This window comes from Paenibacillus sp. NPDC058898 (genome assembly GCF_049316025.1).
Taxonomy (GTDB): domain Bacteria; phylum Bacillota; class Bacilli; order Paenibacillales; family Paenibacillaceae; genus Paenibacillus_AQ.
The window spans coordinates 276,445-292,481 of the sequence record NZ_JBMOSM010000006.1 but is presented as its reverse complement, the minus strand read 5'-3'; the positions used below and the strand labels follow the sequence as shown (position 1 = coordinate 292,481).

General features: G+C 47.1%; 15 protein-coding genes. 2 read left to right on the top strand and 13 right to left on the bottom strand.

Annotated elements, in window-relative coordinates:
• The first annotated feature begins 75 nt into the window (after positions 1-75).
• Together ACOZB4_RS18545 and ACOZB4_RS18540 are read left to right on the top strand one after the other, a co-directional pair.
• A complete protein-coding gene (locus ACOZB4_RS18545; RefSeq protein ID WP_379412523.1) occupies positions 76-1,776 on the top strand; it encodes a sensor histidine kinase in 1,701 nt (566 codons plus the stop codon).
• On the top strand, positions 1,769-2,557 hold the full coding sequence (locus ACOZB4_RS18540; protein ID WP_379412311.1) for a response regulator transcription factor: 789 nt from the start codon (positions 1,769-1,771) through the stop codon (positions 2,555-2,557). Before ACOZB4_RS18545 ends, ACOZB4_RS18540 begins: the two co-directional genes overlap by 8 nt.
• Positions 2,558-2,651: 94 nt before the next feature.
• Here the strand turns inward: ACOZB4_RS18540 and ACOZB4_RS18535 are convergent, their stop codons facing one another.
• The 13 genes from ACOZB4_RS18535 to ACOZB4_RS18475 form a co-directional block, all read right to left on the bottom strand.
• Positions 2,652-3,209, bottom strand: a complete 558-nt coding sequence (locus tag ACOZB4_RS18535; protein ID WP_379412308.1) for a delta-aminolevulinic acid dehydratase — start codon at positions 3,207-3,209, stop codon at positions 2,652-2,654.
• 81 nt (positions 3,210-3,290) lie between these two features.
• Positions 3,291-4,148 (bottom strand): hypothetical protein, encoded by an 858-nt coding sequence (locus tag ACOZB4_RS18530; RefSeq protein WP_339292492.1) that lies wholly within the window; start codon positions 4,146-4,148, stop codon positions 3,291-3,293.
• 154 nt (positions 4,149-4,302) lie between these two features.
• Positions 4,303-5,424: a beta-ketoacyl-ACP synthase III gene (locus ACOZB4_RS18525; protein ID WP_379412305.1), complete on the bottom strand. Its 1,122-nt coding sequence runs from the start codon at positions 5,422-5,424 to the stop codon at positions 4,303-4,305.
• A 338-nt stretch (positions 5,425-5,762) separates the two neighbouring features.
• On the bottom strand, positions 5,763-6,308 hold the full coding sequence (locus ACOZB4_RS18520) for a hypothetical protein (RefSeq protein ID WP_379412303.1): 546 nt from the start codon (positions 6,306-6,308) through the stop codon (positions 5,763-5,765).
• Positions 6,309-6,310: 2 nt separating this feature from the next.
• Entirely contained in the window at positions 6,311-7,078 is a 768-nt protein-coding gene (locus ACOZB4_RS18515; RefSeq protein ID WP_379412301.1) for a YpjP family protein, read from the bottom strand.
• A gap of 113 nt (positions 7,079-7,191) precedes the next feature.
• Entirely contained in the window at positions 7,192-7,422 is a 231-nt protein-coding gene (locus ACOZB4_RS18510) for a hypothetical protein (RefSeq protein ID WP_379412520.1), read from the bottom strand.
• A gap of 88 nt (positions 7,423-7,510) precedes the next feature.
• Complete coding sequence (locus tag ACOZB4_RS18505) at positions 7,511-7,651, bottom strand: N-acetylmuramoyl-L-alanine amidase (RefSeq protein ID WP_379412298.1); 141 nt, start codon at positions 7,649-7,651, stop codon at positions 7,511-7,513.
• 233 nt (positions 7,652-7,884) lie between these two features.
• Complete coding sequence (gene arcC / locus ACOZB4_RS18500; protein WP_379412296.1) at positions 7,885-8,835, bottom strand: carbamate kinase; 951 nt, start codon at positions 8,833-8,835, stop codon at positions 7,885-7,887.
• Positions 8,836-9,001: 166 nt separating this feature from the next.
• Positions 9,002-10,369 carry a tetratricopeptide repeat protein gene (locus tag ACOZB4_RS18495; protein WP_379412293.1) on the bottom strand — a complete coding sequence of 456 codons (1,368 nt, stop codon included), beginning with the start codon at positions 10,367-10,369 and terminating at the stop codon, positions 9,002-9,004.
• A 74-nt stretch (positions 10,370-10,443) separates the two neighbouring features.
• The gene (locus tag ACOZB4_RS18490) at positions 10,444-11,985 is read right to left on the bottom strand and encodes a xanthine permease (protein ID WP_339270810.1); all 1,542 of its coding nucleotides are present in this window, start codon (positions 11,983-11,985) and stop codon (positions 10,444-10,446) included.
• An 85-nt stretch (positions 11,986-12,070) separates the two neighbouring features.
• Entirely contained in the window at positions 12,071-13,501 is a 1,431-nt protein-coding gene (locus tag ACOZB4_RS18485) for a DUF1116 domain-containing protein (RefSeq protein WP_379412289.1), read from the bottom strand.
• Between the two features lies 1 nt (position 13,502).
• Complete coding sequence (fdrA, locus tag ACOZB4_RS18480) at positions 13,503-15,047, bottom strand: acyl-CoA synthetase FdrA (RefSeq protein WP_379412286.1); 1,545 nt, start codon at positions 15,045-15,047, stop codon at positions 13,503-13,505.
• Between the two features lie 3 nt (positions 15,048-15,050).
• On the bottom strand, positions 15,051-15,881 hold the full coding sequence (locus ACOZB4_RS18475; protein WP_422759595.1) for a DUF2877 domain-containing protein: 831 nt from the start codon (positions 15,879-15,881) through the stop codon (positions 15,051-15,053).
• Positions 15,882-16,037 lie beyond the last annotated feature (156 nt).

Here is a 16,037-nt window from a genome sequence, read left to right as displayed (position 1 = left end):
ATGTATTTGGATGATCTGCGGATACCGCCAGTCAGTATAATAGAGTCGAGGGCCTTATCGCAGATGGAGGGCAGCATGAAACCTACACATTATCGCAACTTCAAGGAATCAACCCGTCATTTATTTCGCATCTATACGATGATCCCGTTCTCCATCTTAATCGTATTGTTTTTGGCATTCACGATTATTAATGGCAGAATGAACCTAACCCAAAAAACGACCGAAGCCGCCCAGTCCATCAGTCAATCCATATCCGGTGTGTATCATCAGTACTACGAGGAGATTAATCGGATGGCCGTCTCTCCTACCGTGATCAATTATGTAAGCTCGCATCTGGGCAGCGAACAAGTGTATTCTGCCTTTTATGATTTCAACAACCAGCAGAAGGTCAAGAGCATTTTTCATGTCGTCAATACGGATGGGGTCTTCCTGGCAAGCTCCGCTCCAGCGGATGCGCTGTATTCCAATTTTGCCTTCGGCAATCTCATTCATCGGATCGATCAGCGGCCCGGCAACACGCTAACCGAAATGAACAGCTTTCGTTATTCGCATGATCGCGATACAAGTTATACGTTTGGCAAAGCCATCGTTAAGGACAAGCGGACGATAGGTTATATCATCTACCAGCTGTACGAATCCGACATTCAGAAGATGATTTTCGAACAAAATAATGAGATCGCCATGATCACCGATGAACATAACACCATTATTGCCACGACCAGCAACGTAACCAAAGGCGTTCTCAACAAATTCAGCCCCAAGCTCGATAACAAGGGACATGTTCTGCTAAACGAAGGCAAGTACTACATGTATGCCAAGCGGATCCCTGATACGCCGATTCAAGTCATTACGCTGAACTCCTATAAGTCGGAGCAATACACCTACTATACGGTCTCTTTCTTTGTTCTTGCTGCCAGCCTGCTGCTGTGGGTGTTGATCCAGTTCCTGGCGAACAAAATGTCGACCCGCAATTCCGAATCGATCGATAAATTAATTCATGCCTTGGCACAGCTGCGCGAAGGAAACTTCAATGACTATGTCGACATTCAGACGAATGACGAGTTTCAAATTCTGGGCGATGAGTACAATGTGATGCTGGATCGGTTGAAAGAGTTGATCGAGAAAAATAAAGAGCTGTCCGAGCTCAGCACGATTATTGAGGTGAAGCAGCTGCAATCACAGTTCCACCCGCATTTTATATTCAATGTACTGGAGACACTGCGCTATGCGATTAAGATTGATGCGAATCAAGCGCAGGACATCGTGCTGATCCTATCCAGGCTGCTTCGATACAGCATCGGACCTGATCGCAATGTCCAGCTGAAGAATGACATGAATTATGTACGGGATTACCTGAAGCTGCAGCAAATTCGGTTCAATGATCGGCTGGAATATCGGATTACCGTAGCGGAGGAAACACTGGATGTATATGTCCCCAAGCTTCTGCTGCAACCGATTATCGAAAACGCTATCAAATATGGGTATCAGGATCAGAGCCATGTGCTTATCGAGATCCATATCTACACTTCCACAGACAAGCTGATTCTGGAAGTCCGCGACAACGGGCAAGGCATGAGTGAAGAGACGCTTCAGGAAGTGAATCAGCTCCTGCAAAGCCAGACAAACACGACGCAGCATATCGGTCTGTACAACGTTCACCGACGTTTAGTGCTTCTATATGGCGAAGGATCCGGCATTCACATTGACAGCGCACAAGGAAAAGGCACCTGCGTGGCACTTACGATTCCTTACGAATGGAGTGGATATCATGTTTAAAGTTCTGCTGGTCGAAGATGAGGATATGATTCGTAGGGGGATACGTTTCAGCATCGATTGGCTTCAATACGATTGCATCGTCATTGAAGAAGGGCTGAATGGACAGGATGGCTATGAAAAGATCCGCGAGCTAAAGCCGGATATCGTCATAACCGACATCACCATGCCCATCATGGATGGCATTTCGATGATCCGGGAAGGATTGCAGCAGCATACCTTCAGCAGCATTATTATTTCCGGATATAATGAATTCCACCTTGCGAAGCAGGCACTCCAGTTAGGCGTAACTGAATTTCTAGTGAAGCCCTTAGAGGATGAGCAGCTGGTCGCGGCACTCGAATCGGCCAAAGCCAAAGTGGATTTAGTCCGCAAATATGAAGTGATCTCCAATCATCCGCAGGAAAAGGAAGAGATTCTAAACAGCAAATTTCTGGAGAAAGAAACCAAAACCTCGAAATACGTGGCCAAAATGATCGCCTATGTACAGGAGAACTATGCCAAGAAGATCAGTATTCATGACCTCGTGGAAGAGATCGGCTTAAGCGCCTATTACCTGAACCAGAAATTCAAGGCAGAGACCAGCTATACCTTCAACGAGTTTCTCAATCGCTATCGCATTCAGAAATCGATCGATTTACTAAAGTCAGGCGATAACAAGGTCTATACCATCGCGCAGGATATCGGATTTAGTGACTACAAGTATTTTATAAGTATCTTCAAAAAGTACGCCCACGTCACGCCGAGTCAGTATCAGGAGTATTTCGAGGAGAAGAATGGATAGCACGAGTAATCTAGATACTAGAGGTACTCTGTCGTACTTATATTGGCACACACACCCCTACTGGGAATGAGCAGGGGTGTAGAATCTTTATCTATTATTCCTGTCGTTCATAAAGCCGGTACATGGATAGCTCATCACTCATCTTTACCGCTCGAACAAAGGCTTCCTTTACGTCCCGGCCCTGCTGAACGATTTCATAGAACAGCCGAAGAACGAACATCAGCGCATCGTTGCCGTCCGGGTAATCATCCGGCCCGATATACATCCTGCAGCCCCGCTCCATGAAGGCTTCGGCCAGTGCTGGATCTCCCAGCGAGCAGCCGTTCGCAATTACTGTCTTTCCGTCCAGCTTCGCATAATGCTGAATCTCGCCTGGTCCGAAGTCGCCCCTCGGTTCATCCTCCTCGTATACCTCTTCGCCGAGCTCCGGCATGATCAAGCTGCCTTCATCCCCGTGAAAGTTCAACAGGATCATATCGGTGCCTTCATACACATCATCACCTGACAAGACAGAGATCAGATCATTCGGCCTCCCGATCCAATATGTAAAAACGCGCACTCCGAAATATTCCAGAGCCGCCCTTACGGCTTGGCTCTCCATATCGCAATCCGGTCCAACGACCAGAGCGACCTGCATAACCGGCTTACTCACTACTACATCCACTCCTGACAGTTATACTTGAATTGGATTTATTTGTTGACACTATGTTGTTAACAAGAATTTATACTATGATTATACTTTTCTCAATATCATCCACCATTGTTTATCATACGATTCGACTTCAATCTCTTCCAAACCTAGATTTGCTTCGCTAATCCAGCTTCTAGCCAGTTGGATATAGTTGCTGTGAAATTCAGAGGAATAACCCATTTCATCATATCCAGAGTAAGTAATGTTATCGAATATCATATATCCTCCTCTTTTTAACTGCTTATGGCTTGTGTCAATGATTTGGATAAACTCATGATACGCTGCATCTTTCAACATGCCTTTTCGGTCATAATCCATAACAGCTTGTAACATTTGAGGTTCGATTGTCCACCAATCATTGTTTACTGTATCAATGCCCTCACGATTGGCGATAATGGTCTGAATGATATCATTAATAGCGTGATGAAAAGCGACAACATCAAAAGAAGAGGCAGGATAATATAAACCTATATTTGCGGCATCGTCCTCAACAACCTGTATGTTTATGTCCATTCCTTTCGTTTTCTCCTGAAAATTTTGTGTCAACTCCCTGTTGAGATTGGCAGTCACATATGTGCCCATGTTTTTGGAATAAGCGTCTAAAGCCTTTGGAATGTAAACAATATCACCTGCACCAACTTCCAAAAGACTTAAAGCACGGGGCATATTCAGCTCCATGAAGAGATTCTGCCAAGATGCTGAATAATACAATTGAAGATATTCGAATACCCTCTCCTTGGATATGCCTATCGGCACTGCTAATGTGTCTTTCAATTTGTTTTCCAATTGGGCTGCGTTCATCTGTTCTAGTTCAGAAATCATGTCCTGTGAAAAGTCACGTTTTAGAATATCGTTAAACACACCGGCACTCATCTTCTCTGCTAGTGTCTGCATATTCATTAGAGTATCCCTCTCTTCGTATAGTTTCTAGAGTATATTCAAATATATGGTGTTTTTTCCTCTTTTTATTATTAAAATAGAGAATTTGTGCATGATGATCGCTGTCTGTATGAGGAACATAAAAGACGCCGTCTGACGATGGCGTCTTTTATGTTTACACTACGCTCAGCAGCATAATCGAGATTTGGAATCTACCACTTTCGGGAACGATGCACAACACCTGCTCTCCCTCAGTGAGATGACCTTCATTCAGCAGCTCCTCCAGCATAATATAGATCGATGCTGCGCCCGTGTTCCCTTTCGTATATAAATTCGTAAACCATTTCTCTTCCGGAATCCTCACGCCGCCATGCTCCAATAATCGGAAGATTTCATCTCTGAAAAAATGCGATGAATAGTGGCACACCATCCAGTCCATTCTCTCAGGATCAATTCTCCCTTCCTCCACGAGCTCCAATAATCGATTGGTGCCTACGTTTGTTATTTCATTGACAAGCCTTACATCCTGCTTCATATTCAGAGCTCCTTGATCGGCTGCTTCATGAATGGAGGGATAGTCCAGCCAGGAAGGAATTCCATTCTCTTTACTCATGCCTGAATACATACAGACCTCATACTGGTTCGCGTAGGACTGGTTATCGATCCATTCAATACGCAGCGATGGCCCCTTGGATGAAGGCTCATTTTGCAGTACGGCTGCTCCAGCGCCATCCGAAAGCATAAAACGTAAGAAATCCGTGTCAAAAGGCACCCGGTTATTGCTATAAATCCCCTGTGCTTCAAATTTCGTATGTTTGAATTCGCGACTCAAAAACTCGCTGGAACAGGCGATGGCTGCTCGGTGCTCGCCAGCTTTTATATGTACATACGCATTCTTGAGTGCGTGCATTCCGCTGGCGCATAAACCGGAATGAGATGCAATTTCCATAGGGGGTAAACCAGTCTCTGCATGCACCATACTCGCAAACCCTGGCAGGAGCAGATCCGCTCTTGTCGTACCTGTCGCTAGGAAATCGATATCTTGTTCGGTTACGTTGCCGTTTCGCTCCAAGGCATCCCGAATGGCTAAAGAAGCCATCTCTGCGTTTGTGTATAAGCTCTTTTGCTCTTTATCCATGGCATAATATCGGGACCGAATTTGATTCTTCTCCAGAATGAGTCTTTTGGTTTTGGAAGATTTCCCTCCAATCTTGCCAAGATATTCTTCCATCTCATCGTTACTAACCGGAGAACCGGGGAGAAACTTTCCTACACTTGTGATATAAACGGAATTCATAAAACACACCTCGCAAATATAAAATTTGGTTAATAATGGTATATTATATGGATATAAGTACAAGATATGACCAAATGTTAAGAGAATATATCAGCGACCTTGAATGATCGTCGATATCCATAGATAGATTTCCATGCCCGCTTGTTCGATGAATCTTTGTCCGTGCAGAGAACACCTCTGTCATTTATATAATTCTTTCTTTACTCGGATTATTTCTTGAGTTTCTTTAGAAACAAACAGTGACTTTAATTCATATGAAAATTATAAATTCCCATAATCGCAAAAATAAAAGACCCTGCACTATATAATGTGCAGGGTCCTACTTTTCAAATTACTTACTACATTTTAATCAATTCCTGTATCCATTTAATCGTTATTTCATCTTTGACCTCTGTACTCAAATCGGATGGAAACTGTAAATATTGTTCTTCCTCAGGCATTTTATGCAACTGACTATGCACAATAGGATCAGCATTACTGTCATCATTGTAATATTGGGGAAAGCGGTATTCTTGTCTTTCAAGTGAGCGGTAGACATAGAAACTGTACTCGATTCCATCAAATACACAAAAGGCATGGCCTTGAATTCGCGGGTCGCACCAGACGTGAGTCCCTTTTAGCTTTTTCAATGAAAGCAAAAAACCGTTCTTCTGTGCTTCCGTAATATGATAATCATCCAAATAATACTTAGAAGATTTTCGATCAAAATTCGTATCAATAATCTGGTAGTTGAGAATCACTTCTGCCCCCTTTTGAAGAATGGGGTTAAAATAATCCTCTTGGATCCCGCCCTTATACTTTGATAATCGGCTCTTTACCAAGTAGTCAATATTACTATGGTCTAAATTACGACCAAACGTTAACAAAAATCGTCGTTTATCCAACTTTATTCTGAACCCCATTTTGGAAGTGAATTATGGTATACATCAACATTACCCTTATGGTCAGGCCAATTATCTTTTGTATGATAATGCCACCGAGTATGATTTCTTGAATCGGAAGTATAAACATGTAGCCTCAAATATTCCGAACCATTTTGACCATATAAGGAGATTATGTGTTCACCTTGCTTAATTCCATTGGCTTGCGCAGCATCCTCTGGACCAACACTCCTAGTATAACCATGAATTTCATATTCTCTTTTAATTCCTGGTTCTATCTGTGGCCATACTTTATCATCGAATTGTCTACCTATTTGTTGAACAATTTTTTTCCCCATCTTCTTCTTTACTGCGGCTTTAATTATAGCAGATACAACCGCCCAAACAATAGGCCAAATAGCTGGCGAAATTTCACTCGGAATACCGGAGTCCGACAAGTGACTGACTGTAGATGTCTGGCTAGTTGCTGTATCTGCAAATGCAAGTATCATAGCAAACTCTTTGCTATACTCGTTATATTGTTCAATATTCGCCTTTAAATTTTCGTCTACCTCGATTGCTTCCTCTATGCTGCTAGAGTGTTCTTGGATAAATAATAGAAGTTCTTGAATCTCGCTTTCAGTTAGATTTAGTTCATCTTGGATTTGCTGAAGTTCGCTATGTGCTGGGAGCGCCGATACAGTAATTGCAGCAAATACTGTATTTAACAGCATTACCAAAACTAAAACTGAAGCTATTTTCTTGATACTACGCCAAAAACTCAAAAAAACCATCTCCTTATAATATCTATTTTGTATAACACCTCCTAAAAATCTAAATTATTTACTAATATTTAACAAATGATGAAAGTTCTATTTTATTTTAACAATATGTGTTTCATGAATTTTTAATAGTGATTTTGGTATATTATAATATTTACATTTTCCATCTTTACATAAAAGTCATAGACCATACGCAGGTTCGCCGCTTTCTGTCCCCGATCAATCACATGATAAGGCTTTAGGGCAGCCATGATTTTGGTATGCAGCACATTCTGAAGAGAACGAGACACAGCGGAAACATTAGTATATCGGAATGACTCCAATCCACCAGCTCCACCACCGGCACTACAATGGATGGAGACTATGAGGTCAGCGTCCGCTTTGTTGGCCCCATCTGTTCAATCATCAAGCTCAAGAAACTTCCGTGGATCGGGAGAACAGCACCTATACGCCACCATAATCACGTTCCAGCTGCTTTTTAACTCCGTATGAAAGAGTAAGAACGATATCCTTTTCCTGCAGACCATTTGCAACCACTCCCGGGTCCTTACCGCCATGTCCGGCATTGATCCATACCTTCTTCATGACTGAATCCTTTCTTTCGTTTGCTTGATTGCCTGGTGACCAAATACAGCAAAGACCCCTGCAAGGATTCCCTGAATGATGGCTTCAACGGAAAACCCGAGGAGCCCGATTATGCGAGTATCATCGCAAAGAACCCGAGAGAGGCACTTTTTTCAAAGTATCCCTCTCTCGGGCCATGTTCAAAAAAGTAAATATAGCGGTTCTGGCGGTTCTTTTGCCAACAGCTTAAGCCGTTAGCTCACAATATGCGTTCCAGCCTGTTTCTTGATGGCATCGCTTAAGCTTTCCGGGTTCGTAATGATGACTCTGCGTCCCGGTTTCTTTAGAAAATTAAGACTGGCCTCAATTTTAGGAAGCATGCTGCCTTTCGGGAAATGCCCCTCTTTCACATACTGTTTAATCTCTTCAACGGTAACCTCTTCAAGTGCCTTCTGATCCGGCGTACCGAAATTCACGAATACTTGGGGCACGCCCGTTGTAATGATCAGCGTTTCCGCATCTACCTGCTCTGCCAATAAACTTGTGGCAAAGTCCTTATCGATCACCGCATCGATGCCTTCATAGGTATTATCCTTCGTCTTGATAACAGGAATACCTCCTCCGCCGACGGCAATCACGATACATCCTGACTCGATCAGCGATCGAATGGCATCCTTCTCGACAATATCAATCGGCGCAGGTGAAGGAACAACCCTGCGATATCCGCGGCCCGAATCCTCAACCATCACCCACTCGGGGTGCTCGCGCTTCAATTCCTCGGCTTGCTCCAGGGAGAAGAAGGAGCCCACCGGTTTGGAAGGATCTCGGAAATTAGGGTCGGCTTCGCTGACCTCAACCTGTGTGATGATGGTCGCTACTTTTTTCGTGATGTTGCGGTGGATAAACTCATTCGTTAACGCCTGTTGAATTTGGTAGCCGATGCCGCCCTGCGTGTCCGCCACGCAATTCACGAGCGGAACGGCATTCATGCCGATGACCTCTGAAGCAACCTCGCTCCTTCTCAGCTCGAATCCAACCTGCGGCCCGTTACCGTGAGTAACGACCACGTTGACGCCTGCTTGCACCATGTCTGCAATGTTGGCTGCAATTTCACATACCGCCTCGTATTGATCCTTAATCGACTCGCGGCCATTATCCTTGACTAACGAATTACCGCCAATGGCTACAACTACAAATTTATCCATGACTAACCTCCTGGTCGATCAGCCGATGACTCTAGCTGAGTGATCCTCTATAAACGAGCCATACGGCGCGCCGATAATAACGAGTCCTGCATGAAGAATCCCAGCTTTATTGGCACGCCAGAGACCGTAGATGTTTCTGTAAAGATGTGTTTACATTCGAATGGAATTATGGTTTTGCAGCAGCCGTTATTGTTTCTTTCAAGCTCTTGGCTCTGCCATGATCCGGATGAATAGCATGTGCTTGTTCAATGAGCGCCATGGCCTCCTTCGGCTGATTAAGCGCTAACAGGCTGCTGGCTTTCTCGCAGTAATAATCCGCATGATCCGGGCCGCATTGGATGGCCTGATCCATCGCTTCGATCGCCGCCGCATAGTTACCAAGCAAATTCAAGGATTGGCCCTTATGATAATGATATAGCCCATTGGTCCGATCATGCGTGATTGCATTGTCTATCGCATCGGCAGCCTCTTGGTGCTTACCGAGCGATCTCAGGCTGTTCGCCTTGTGAAAGGAAAAATCATAACGCCAAGGCTGCTCGGCTAACAGCTGATCCATCACGATGACGGCTTCCTCGTGCCTGCCCAATTCTCTTAAATAATTGGATTTATGATAGCGGTAGAACGTTTCCTCCGGCTTCCGCTCAATCGCTTTGTCATATTCGGCAATGGCTTCTTCCGGACGTTTCATCATCCGATAAGCATTGGCAGTATAGAAATAGAAGTCGAGATCGCCGGGATCAATCGACAGCCCTTGATTATAAGCAGCCAGTGCCTCGTCATAACGTCCTAATTCTCCGGAACAATAACCTTTGTAGTAGTAGAGGTCGGCAGGATTCCCCTCTTCCCCCAGCACGTTGTCTATGATTGAGATGGCTTCCTCGAACTTCTCTGCCTTACCCAGCTCTTTCGCTCGTAGAATGCTGTCCGGGATACTTACGCTTTGTTTATTGAGAATCTTGATTACCTTATGCTGCTTCATCTCTACGGCATGCTGGAGGGTGGACTTTCCGTCACGATCCTTCAGCTGCACGTCGGCCCCTGCTTCAACCAGAAGCTGAATGATATCGGAGTACAGTCGGCCCCCGTTTCCAAGAATGACAGCCTCCAGCAACGCGGACCATCCCAGATTATTCACATGATTCACGGCAACACCTGCTTCCAGGCAAATCTGAACGGTTCTTAAATATCCTTTTTCGCTTGACGGCAGCAGCGTTGTTCCCCCAAACCGGTTCACGCTCGTGATATCCGCTCCTCCTTGAATAGTCAGACGCAGGATTTCATGAAAACCGTTAGCTCCTGCACACAGGTATGGGGTTAACATGGTGATGTCTCTTGCATTCACGTCGCTGCCGGCTTCGATTAACTTTTTGGCAAGGGGAACTTGGTTTTTCTGCGTTGCAGCCATTAGAGCCGTCCGGCCCTGGCTGTCCTTGTGATGAACATCGGCACCACGCTCCAATAACTGCTCTACCACAGCCAAGTCTCCTCGGTCGCACGCCAGAATGAGTTCGTCATTCATCGCTTCAGCATTCATCGAGTGACCTCCTCGTTTTATGTTTTCAATCCTTGTCATTCAGATCTGCATATTCAGACCAGCGCATTCCGGCATTACTCTGACTGCAATTGATTTGCCGGATCGCGAAGATCGGAAAAATGCTTATAAACAAACAGTGCGGCAACCATCAGGTATGCGTATACGAACGGCATCAGCGCATCTTGGGCAAATCCCACCGTAGGCGCATGGATAATGCCGAATAGGGATAGGACGGCTGCGATGACCGCGAACACGGCAGCCCGCAGCGGCTTATTCAGGATGGCGAAGATGGCAATTGAGCCCCAGATCAAACTGCTGAGTGGTGCGCCGTTCCCCAGATGATTCAGACCGTTATAATAAACGCCTTTGCTTAACAACAAATCGATGCCAACCTTGGAAGCCGTCGTCTCGGCAGCATTAAAGATGTTATTGGCAAGCGTTAAGGCCCAGTTGGCGATCCAAGGGAATAAGGTGATGAAGATAACGGGCACTTCATTCTTAGGCGTTTCCCGGACAACCTGATTGGCAGTGACCACGCCGACATAGACCAGGATCGGTACAATCGCGACAACCGGAATGATGGACAGGAGCAGGGCTCCAATTCCAAAGAGCGAGATGATTAACATGGCAAAGCCGGATGCAATTGTATACCCCAGACCGGCGCCGATGGATTTCCAGCCGGCGTGACCGATGTACACGGTAACCGGGAACGGGTTGCCTGTGAATGCGCCGATACTGGAAGCCACACCGTTCGTCAGCATGACGTTCCGGGTATTATAAGGATCTCCCGCAGCATGCGCACTCTCGATATTTTCCAAGTCAAAAATATAATTGGCGAGACCCAAAGGAATAGCCGATGCCAGGTACGGCAGCGCATGAGGTATTCCTTGGAACAGACTTGTAATGTGAACTTCAGGCGGATTAAAGCCCAGTGTAGACAACGCCGTCGTAATCGCTTCCGGATTTTGCAATCCGAATACCCAAGCCAGGACGGTACCGGCAATTAGGAGCAGAAAACCGGTCGGGATTTTTTTGAATATTGGAGATTTACCAAACCAGTTGATAAAGATGATGACCAGTACGATAAAAGCGACAATCGGTGTTTCGAATGATTGCAGCATCGGGTTCATGGCAAGCAGCAGCAATCCAAGTCCGGACAAACAGGACAAGAGAACGGTTCTTGGAATTACTTTTCTGAGCAAATCGCCCAAGAAGGAACCCACAACCAGGATCATGGCTTCGAAGAAGCACCATACCAGACCGATCTGGAGCGCAAAGGTTGCATCATTGGTCTGTCTGAATACCGGAATCAGCACCAGAAAAGTAACGGTAAATATCGACGGGGCACTCGGACCTGACGGCAGCGCGGTAATGTCGCTGCGGCCCGTTTTCTTTGCCAGCTTATATCCAAACCAACCGTAAGCCATGCTTGCGATGAAGATAGCGAATCCGAAGGCAGGGACTACTCTTCCGTAGACCATATCTTCCGGAAAACCTACAACAAAAATCAAAAGTGAAATCATGGTCAGCAGATTGGTTAGATTATTGGCAAGCAAGCCGAAGAACGCAGCCCAATCTCCTTTTTTCCATAACATTTTCATGAGTACCTGATCCATATAAATGCCTCCTTAGATCACTACACTTATAGAACTAGCATCAGGTACCCTTCAGGTATTAAGGCATGCCTGAAGGGCCACCATTCTATGACTGAATGCGCTGGCTAAGAGCTAGTAACGCCTGTTCAAAACAATCCACCGGAGGATGCGTGATACCCGCTCCAATCATTCCGATTCCCGGGTCTTTATGCGCGATGGCCGTGTTGATCACCGGCATGATGCCGGTTTGGGCCACTTTACGAATATCTATGCCCGTTGGAATGCCGCTGAAGTTCAATAAAGGAATGGTAACGTTCGGATTTTCCGTGGTCGTAATCTCCTTCATCTTGACCGAATAATTCATGGCTTCATCCACGGTTCCGCCGACAAGCGCCACAATCGCCGGAGCGGTTGCCATCGCAAATCCGCCGATTCCGTAGGTTTCCGTAATCGCGCTATCGCCGATATCAAGGCCCGAATCCTCCGGCTTATACCCTGCGAACATGGGTCCAACCACCTTTTGCGCCGGTCCGGTGAACCAGGTGTTACCTGGCATGCCGCTGACGCGAATGCCGAATTCGACGCCGTTGCGGGCCATGGTGGTCACGATGGTGCTGTATTCAATCCCATGCGCCGCATCCAGCGCGCATTTACAGAGCGCCATCCAGGTCGGGCCGGAGAAGTAATCGCTGCTTGCCACAAAATCAAAAACCTCGATTTGCTGCTCCGTAGGGAAGTCGGTCCGCAGAATCAGCGGCGTTAACGCTTGGATTAACAGCGTCGTGCCGGCATTGTTGCGGTTATGGCATTCATCTCCCATATGAAGCGCCTGCGATAGCATGAGGCGAAGGTCAATGCCATTCTCGGAGAACTTCATGGCATCCCGAAGCATCGGGCCCAGCACGTCTCTCATCCAGTTCAGACGGGCGATGACCGTTTCGTCATTAGCACCCATCCGCAGTATTTTGGACAGCTGCTCGCTCAGGTTCGTGTATGCGATATTGCCGTATGTCCGGTTCTCCACGATGTGCATGAACATGGAAGCTGAAGTTACCCCCGCCATCGAGCCTACGCAGTTATGCTCATGGCATGGCGAGAACGTGATTTCACCCGATGCCGCAAGTTCCGCCGCTTCATCCAGATTGCTGGCCAAGCCTTCGAAGACCAGTGCGCCCGTGACCGCGCCCTTCATCGGACCGCTCATTCGCTCCCACGTAATAGGCGGACCTGCGTGCAGGATCGTCTTCTTGGTCATGCCCGGCACGACATTGATCGCCTGATCGAAACCGATCAATACCGGCTGGGAGTTGATGATCCGTTCCACGGCCAGCTGGTTCGCCGCTTCGATTTTCTCCTGAATGTCCGGCTGATCCAGCTTATCAAGCAGTGCGATGACTTCAGGCTTGCCGCCGCCCGGCGGTTTCCACTCCAGGTGGGAAACCTTCCCTTTTTGCTTCAAAATATCGTCTTTAAACATTTCAAGACCCACATTGATTACGTGAAGCTCGCTGTTAAATAGCTCGTTGATTCTGCTCATGTCATACTCCTTTCTCGACGAAGCCTCTGGCGAGAAGCCCCGTGTTCGTACTGCTGCTGGCATAAGTAACTCCGGCAGATACCAGTTTATTTAACTGCTCTTCTACAGACGGCGTATCGAGATCCGTTCCCAGTACATAGCCGATAATCTCCAGATGTCTTCCTTCTTGTTCGGCCGCCTGCTTGGCTTCCACGATCGCCGGGAGCATGACCCCGACCGGATCTTCGTGCGCTCCGTATCCAAGAACGAAATCCATTACGATAACGCCAACCGACGGATCTTTAGCCTCCTGCTTGAATCTGGCAATCCGGGAAGAAGGATCGATCATCGGGTGAGGCTTGCCGTTGGTGAACTCGTCATCCCCAAAATCGATAAACGTGTGGCCCTGGCTCACATGGATATCCTGCAGGCGATACTTCGGATCCTTTGGAATATTGCTGTATACATCCTCGTATTGCTCCATCGCCAGGTACATGGCTTCGTCGCACAGCGTTCCGCCGCAGAACAATCCACGGATGTATTTTTGCTCCGGCTTTAGCTTGGTCTTGATCTCCTCGATGAGAGGCAGATTCAGCGGGTGCTTATCAATGGTGCTCTCGTCGACGCCCGACAGGATAACGGCTTTCAGCGCCGCTTCTTTCGTCGTTTTGGCAAAATGACCGCCGGCGTTCACCACTGCTTCTTCCGTTCCGCCGATAAAACACACCACGACAGGCTTACTCATGTGCTTGATCTCGGCAAGCACCTTCTCTTCCACGCTCTTTGCAGGCGGCTTCGAGATCAGTACGATGACCTTGGTCGCTTCGTCTTGGTTAAGCGCCCTCATGCCGTCCAGCATCATAATGCCGCCAACCCGTTCGCTTAAATCCCGTCCGCCCGTGCCGATCAGCTGGGAGATCCCGCCGCCAAAATCATGAACCCGAACGCTGACCTCCTGGCTTCCCGTGCCGGATGCGCCTACGATCCCAATGCTTCCTGGACGCACGTTATTCGCAAAACACAGCCCCACGCCTCCGATGATGGCCGTACCGCAGTCCGGTCCCATCATGAGCAAACCACGCTCATGCGCCATGTTCTTAAGCTCGATCTCCTCTTCCACGCTCACATTATCGCTGAACAGCATGACGTGGAGATCATTCTCCAGTGCCTTTCTGGCTTCTCTGGCTGCGAACAGTCCGTTTACAGAAATGACGGCCAGCTTGGCCGAAGGAAGATTTCTTGCGGCTGAGTCGATTGTCGGGAACGTAAGCTCACTGTTTCCTGCCTCGCTTCCCTTGCTGTTAAATAAGGCTTCGATACCTTCGTAAGCGCTTTCCACGAACTTCTCAGAGACCGCTTTAATGACGATCATCAGATCGCTGCCCTTGGCTTCCTCCAACTCCGGGGTCATGAGACCGACATTGGCCAGTACTTCCTTGTTCATCTGCGTTCCCATTGCGATAAATGCCTGTTCTACGCCGTCTAATTGATTCGCCTTGGTTGACAGTGACATCAGTGAGACGGAATCAAAGTACGTATTCTTTTTAATCACAACTTTAGTCGACATGCTTTACCTCCCATTGCTTTCTATGCTAAGCTTCAAGCCATTCACCAGCCCGAGTGCGATATCCGTTCCTGATGTAGAACCGATATCAAGTATCCTGGATAAGCTAGATATAACTTCAGTCTTACTGCCATGGATCATATGGTTCATGAAATCTCCTATGGATTCCCTTACCTGGCCGCTTGCGGCTTTCATTAAAGCCATATAGCTAATGGGATTGCTCCTATCAGCCGATGCCGCCACAACCTGCTCGCACACGTGGCGGATCTTAAACAGCGGACCATTCGTTAGATTCATAACGGCAAACAATCCTACCAAGAAATCGTCGCCCGACGGAGTCAGACCCGGACCCAAGCCTATTAGTTGAATTGCATAATGAGATGCAAGACTCACTTCACCTTTGGACAGCGCTTCAAGAAGTCCTTCGGAGCGTTCCCTCAGCATTCTCTCCATTTCCTGATCAAAAGGATTTCCGGTCTCAGCCGCTCGCTTCATCCCGCCGGCCTTGCCGTGAGCTTCAATCCATGACTGCGCTGCAGCTACATGGTTTCTTAAGACTTCTTCGTCTTCCGGATAGGGTGGGAGCTTACTCCGCCATACATGGACTTGCTGAAGCATAATGGCTGCATTCTTCCCTATGCATAACCGATCTCCCTCCGCATAGACCTGATCTCCAATCGTCAGCCCCCGTTTGGAAAAGCTCGCGATGTCCGTGACCAGCGTATTCGGAGCGTTGTCCACGTTGTCAGTGGCAAGTGTATATAGTTCACCGTTCGTCCGGCACCTCAGGTTCACCGTTCGATCAAAGATGCTGTGTACCGTCCCATGGAATTTCAAGCTTCTTATTTGTTGAAGGAACCCCGCATCGCAAGAGATGGCGGCGCTTACAACACAAACCGCTTCTGTACTGGTTCTATTCCCGCAGCTTCCCGTTATATCGCCTCCTTAGCTTACAAATGGACAAATGCTGTCTTTTGTCAGGCTATCCCTTTG